The organism is Sphingomonas sp., from assembly GCF_023266535.1.
Lineage (GTDB): Bacteria > Pseudomonadota > Alphaproteobacteria > Sphingomonadales > Sphingomonadaceae > Sphingomicrobium.
On sequence record NZ_JAHFPY010000106.1, the window covers coordinates 1 to 5564 of the forward strand.

Annotated in this window: 3 protein-coding genes; 1 reads left to right on the top strand and 2 read right to left on the bottom strand. The window is 64.1% G+C overall.

The window, feature by feature from the left end; genetic code table 11:
- A partial coding sequence (gene glnD / locus Q0C64_RS12995; protein ID WP_294124265.1) for a [protein-PII] uridylyltransferase occupies positions 1–1672 on the top strand: 1672 nt, incomplete at its 5' end.
- A 57-nt stretch (positions 1673–1729) separates the two neighbouring features.
- Here the strand turns inward: glnD and Q0C64_RS13000 are convergent.
- Both Q0C64_RS13000 and infC read right to left on the bottom strand, forming a co-directional pair.
- Positions 1730–4744 carry a TonB-dependent receptor gene (locus Q0C64_RS13000; RefSeq protein WP_294124266.1) on the bottom strand — a complete coding sequence of 1005 codons (3015 nt, stop codon included), beginning with the start codon at positions 4742–4744 and terminating at the stop codon, positions 1730–1732.
- A gap of 203 nt (positions 4745–4947) precedes the next feature.
- On the bottom strand, positions 4948–5493 hold the full coding sequence (gene infC / locus Q0C64_RS13005) for a translation initiation factor IF-3 (protein WP_294124267.1): 546 nt from the start codon (positions 5491–5493) through the stop codon (positions 4948–4950).
- Between the last annotated feature and the right edge of the window lie 71 nt (positions 5494–5564).

Consider the following 5564-nt stretch of genomic DNA (forward strand, 5'->3'; position numbering starts at 1 on the left):
GATGGGCGCCAAGGGGCGGCGCTTCGCCCTGCCGACCTTCACCCGCAAGCCCAGGCACCTCAACGGCTTCACGCTCGATCGCGGCAGACTGTCGATCCCGAAGGACAATTGGTTTGCCGACAACCCGGTCCGGCTGGTCGAGCTGTTCGCGCTGGCGGCGCGCGAGGGGCTGGAAGTTCATCCCAAGGCGATGCGCGCGGCGACGCGCGATGCGCGGCTGGTTGACGCCGTGCGCGATGACCCCAAGGCCAATGCCTTGTTCCTGGATGTCCTGACCGCACGCGAGCGGCCCGACGTTGCGCTCAGATGGATGAACGAGGCGGGAGTGTTTGGCCGGTTCGTTCCCGATTTTGGCCGGGTCGTCGCGCAGATGCAGTTCGACATGTACCACCATTATACCGTCGACGAGCATTCGATCCGGGCGATCGGGCTGCTGTCGAGGATCGAGCGGGGAGAGCTGGCCGACGACCATCCGCTGTCGACCGCGCTGTTCAAACAAATCGCCTCGCGCCGGCTGCTCTACGTTGCGGCACTGCTGCACGACATCGCCAAGGGCCGCGGCGGCGATCATAGCGAGTTGGGCGCCGAGGTGGCCAAGGAGCTGGGGCCGCGCTTCGGGCTGGACGAGGCCGAGACCGAAACCGTCGCCTGGCTGGTCCGATACCATTTGTTGCTCAGCAACACCGCGTTCCGCCGCGATGTCACCGACCCCAAAACGGTCGAGGACTTTGTCCGCACCGTCCAGAGCCCCGAGCGGCTGCGGCTGCTGCTAATCTTGACGGTGGTCGACATCCGTGCAGTCGGACCGACCACCTGGAACGACTGGAAGCGGCAGCTCCTCCGCGCCCTGTTCGATGCCGCCGAGGAACGGCTGCGGCTTGGCCACAAGCAGCGCGGCCGGCAGGAGCAGGTCGCGGCGCGGCATCAAGCGCTGGCCGACGCACTGCCATGGAAGAAATCGGCGGTGCGGGCCCATACCCGGCGGCTGCCGGACAGCTATTGGCTGGCCGAGCCGCCCGAGTGGCAGCTGGCCAATGCGCTCCAGGTCGCATCGGCCGAGGCCCATATTGGCGATCCGGAGCCATCGGTCAGCGCCGAGCCGGATGCCATGTCCGGCATGACCCGGGTCACCGTCTTCGCACCGGACCGGCCTGGCCTGTTCTTTCGCATTGCCGCCGCCCTGAGTCGCGCGGGCGCCTCGATCGTCGATGCCCGGATTCACACCACTCGCGACCGCATGGCGCTCGACAATCTGCTGGTCACCGATGGTCGGGGAAAGGCCTACGAAGATCCTCGACTAAGAAAGCGGCTGGCCAATGCCGTCGACAAGGCACTGCGGGCGGAGGCCGAGCCGCCACTACCAGGCGCGGGCGATATTTCGGTGCGGGAGCGCGCCTTCCGCGTCGCGCCGCGCGTGCTGGTGTCCGAAAAGGCGTCGTCCCGCACGACGGTGGTCGAGGTCAATGCGCGGGACCGCCAAGGTCTGCTTGCCCAGCTTGCCCACGCCATTCACGCGGCGGGCAATGAGCTTCATTCAGCCCATATCGCTACCTATGGCGAACGCGCGGTCGACGTCTTCTACCTGACCTCGGCAAGCGGCCATAAGCTGACCGCGGACGAGGAATCGGCACTGCGCGAGGCATTGCTGGCGGTCGCCCGGGCGCACGGCTGACCGATAAGAAAAGGACCCCGCCAATGGCGAGGCCCTTCCCTATCCTAATGACTGTCCTTAGCCGCGTTCCGGTTCCGGCGGAGGCGGCGGCGGAGGCGGCGGAGGCGGCGGAGGCGGGCAGCTGTCCGTCGCCAGGATCACCGAGCCATCCGCACAGGTCTGGGTCGCCGGCGGGGGTGGTGGCGGCGGCGGCGGCGGAGGAGGAGGAGGCGGTGCCGCCCGCTCCGACGGTCCCCACTTGCCGCGCAGGGTCACGCCCCAGGTCCGCGGTTCGCCAAGGAAGGCGCCGAATAGCTGCGTCGACCGGGCGGTGAAGCCCGAGGTGACGGCATTGCGTGTACCGGAACCCTGGATCGGCGCATCGAACCCGACTTGCAGGAAGTTCTTGTCGAACAGGTTCTGGACCCACAGTTCGACCGCCCAATTCTCGTCCGGACCGCGCAGGCCGATGCGCCCGTTCACGACCGTGAAGCTGGGCTGGATCTTCTCGGAGTCGAGATCGGAACCAGTATTGAAGTGGGTCATGTGCCGGACGTCGGCATAGATCAGGCCGTGCATTCCGCCGCCGCCGATCGGCGGCGTCCAGGCCACCGAGCTGGTCAGCGTCCACTCGTTCGAGTTGGAAATGCGGCTGCCCGGCAACTGGAACAGGGCGTTGGTCAGCGGCCTGCCGCCGGCGCCGACCAGATTCTTGCGATACTTGGTCTCGGCCATCACCAGACCGGCGTTCCAGCTGACGTTCGGCATCGGCCGGGTGAAGATTTCCACCTCGACGCCCTTGCTGAGAACGCCGGCCTTGGTCTTGCCGTCACAGGCGCCGCTGCGGGGATCATTGTCGGAGTCGGCGGCATCGCCGCCAATCAAATCACCATCACAGCTGTTGACGTTCTCGACGATGAAGTTGAGGCCGTTGAACGTATTGAGCTGGAAGTTGCGGAACAGCTGGCGGAAGATCGCCACGTTCACATCGACGCCGCGGCCGTTGTACTTGGCACCCAGTTCGAACGCGTCGTTGATCTCCGGCTTGAATTGCAGGTCCGCGCCCGAAGCCGCGATCCCCTGACAGTTCGCTTGGCCCACGGTTGTGCAAATCGCGCCGCTACCCGACAATGGCGGGATTCCGGGGGTCGACGTCGCCCGCCACAGGGCCGACCGGTCGAGGTTGAAACCGCCCGCCTTATAGCCGCGCGAGTAGCTGACATAGGTCAGGATATTGTCGACTGGCTTCCAGCTGAGCACGACCGTACCCGACAGCTTGCCTTCGGACCTGCTGTCGTCAATCGCGAACGAGCCGCCGGGCGCGCTTGGAATGACGCACGGCAATTGCTGCAGAGACACCAGCACGCTGCCCGAGACCAGGGTGCAGATCGTATTATTATCCGAGAAGTCGGCGCTGAGCTTCTTGCGCTCATGCGTATAGCGGGCGCCGACCGTCAGCTTGATGCTGTCGGTGATGCTGAAGATGTTGTGGGTAAAGATCGCCCAGTTCTTGCTCGACTGGTCATATTGATCGTCCAGCCCCGCACCGTTCAGCGACAGCAACGGGCTGGTCAAGTTGGCAAAGCCGCTGTTGGTGAAGGCAGCGCCGTTGAACGGCGCCAGTCGCGAGAAGGCCCGGAACACGCCCTGCTGCGAAGCCGGCAACAGGCCAACGATCGCGCCCGCGGTTGCCTGATTGAAGCAGGTGCCGCCACCTGCCGCGCCCGGTTGGACCAGGCCGTTGCCAAGTGCGATCACGGCTGGAACACCGCTCGCCTGAAGGGCCTGCGCGAAGTTCAGCGCGACGAGGCAGTTGGCGTAGGAGGCATAATCGGCACCGTAGGTCAGATTGTCCTTCAACCGCAGCTTCTCGGTGGCGTAGTAGCCGCCGACCAACCAGTCGAGCTTGCCGCCGAACGCCTCGCCCTGGAGGCGAAGCTCCTGGGTGAAGGTCTTGAAGCGGTTGAAGGCACCGCCGTCATCGGGACGATAAAGGATGTCGAGATCGTTGAAGTCGGCATCCTGTCCGCGAATATATTTATTGTAGCGATAGGCAGTGATCGAGGTCAGCTCGGCCCAGCCCATGTCATAAACGACTTCGCCGGACAGGCCGTAATCCTTGACGTCCGCGCGATAGCTGCGGCCCGGCGTGATCGAGACATCGCGGGCGAACGTGTCGTCGTGGATCGTGGCACCGAGACCGCGCTCGATGCCGGCAATCGTCGACGGCTGGATTCCGCCATTGGAGAAATCGTGGGCCGGCAGGAACGTTGCGCCACAGCATTCTTCATCGCGCTTGGAATAATCGCCGACGAGCCGGATCGACAGGTCGCTCGACGGTTCGAACAGCAATTGGCCGCGCAGCAGCCAGCGGTCGCGGTTATTAATGTCGCGTCCGGAGATGCTGTCTTCAAGGAAGCCGTCGCGCTTCATCCACACGCCGTCAATGCGCGCGGCAATGGTGTCGCTGAGGCCGCCCGTGGCATAGGCCTCGGCCCGGCGGAAATCATAATTGCCGACGGTCAGTTCGCCACCGATCTCGGTCTTGAACTTGGGCTTGGCGGTGATGATCGAGATCAGGCCGGCCGACGCGTTGCGGCCGAACAGCGTGCCCTGGGGGCCGCGCAGCACCTCGATGCGGTCAACCGCGCCGAGCTCGGTCAGGCCGACGCCGGTACGCGAGCGATAAACACCGTCGATGAACACCGCGACCGAGCTTTCGAGGCCCGGGTTGTCGCCGACCGTGCCGACGCCGCGGATACGGGCAACGCCCGCGCCCGCTTCGGACGAGGTCGAGGAGACCAGCAGCGAGGGGCTGACCTGGGTCAGCTGGCGGATGTCGCTGGCGCCCGAGTTCTGCAGCGTTTCGGCGGTAACCGCGGAAACCGCCAGCGGAACGTCCGACAGCGCTTCATTACGGCGGGTCGCGGTGACGACGATTTCACTCTCGTCGCCGCTCGCCTGATCGGCCGGCGCCGCTTGAACGGTCGCCCCTTCGGCCGGCTGGGCCGCATTCTGGTCCGTGTCCTGGGCATATGCCGGCATTGAGAGCGCGACCAGGCCAGCCGAGAGCAGCCACATCGACTTGCGCATCTTCAGATCCTCCCCGTTTAGAATCTTGTTATTTGGCCGTCAGGATTATGCGCAAAGGGGGAAAGTGCAAAGCAAAGGGACTTACTAACAGGGCAGAAAGCAGGGATTTGCGACAGAAATGTCACATGATGCAGCGCAGCATGAAAAAGGCGCGCCTGCCGTAGGGGCAAGTCGCGCCTTTTCGAACCCAAATGGTTCGGCAGCTATTTCGGCGAAATCACCATCAGCATCTGGCGGCCTTCCATGCGCGGATGTTGCTCGACCTTGGCAATTTGTGACGTGTCCTCGGCGACGCGCTGCAGCACCGCCATGCCGAGCTGGTTGTGCGCCATTTCGCGGCCGCGGAAGCGCAAGGTGACCTTGACCTTGTCGCCTTCTTCGATGAACTCGACGACCTTCTTCATCTTGGTCTGATAATCATGATCGTCGATGTTCGGACGCATCTTGATCTCTTTGATTTCCTGTATCTTCTGGCGCTTGCGCTGCTCGTTGGCCTTCTTCTGCGCCTCATATTTGTAGCGGCCGATGTCGAGGAATTTGGCCACGGGCGGATCGGCATTGGGGCTGATCTCGACCAGGTCGAGGCCGACTTCCTGGGCCTGTTCGAAGGCTTCACGCGTATACATTACGCCCAGATTTTCGCCATTTTCATCGATCACGCGCACCTTCGGCGCCTGAATGAACTGATTGTAGCGAGGGCCGCTGATCTGCGGCGGCGCCAGCGGGCGGCGCGGGGTGGGCGGGGGTATAGCGCAATCTCCTAGAATCGTTGGTTGAGCGCGCGAATTAGGGGTTTCGCCCGCCATTGAAAAGGGCAGGC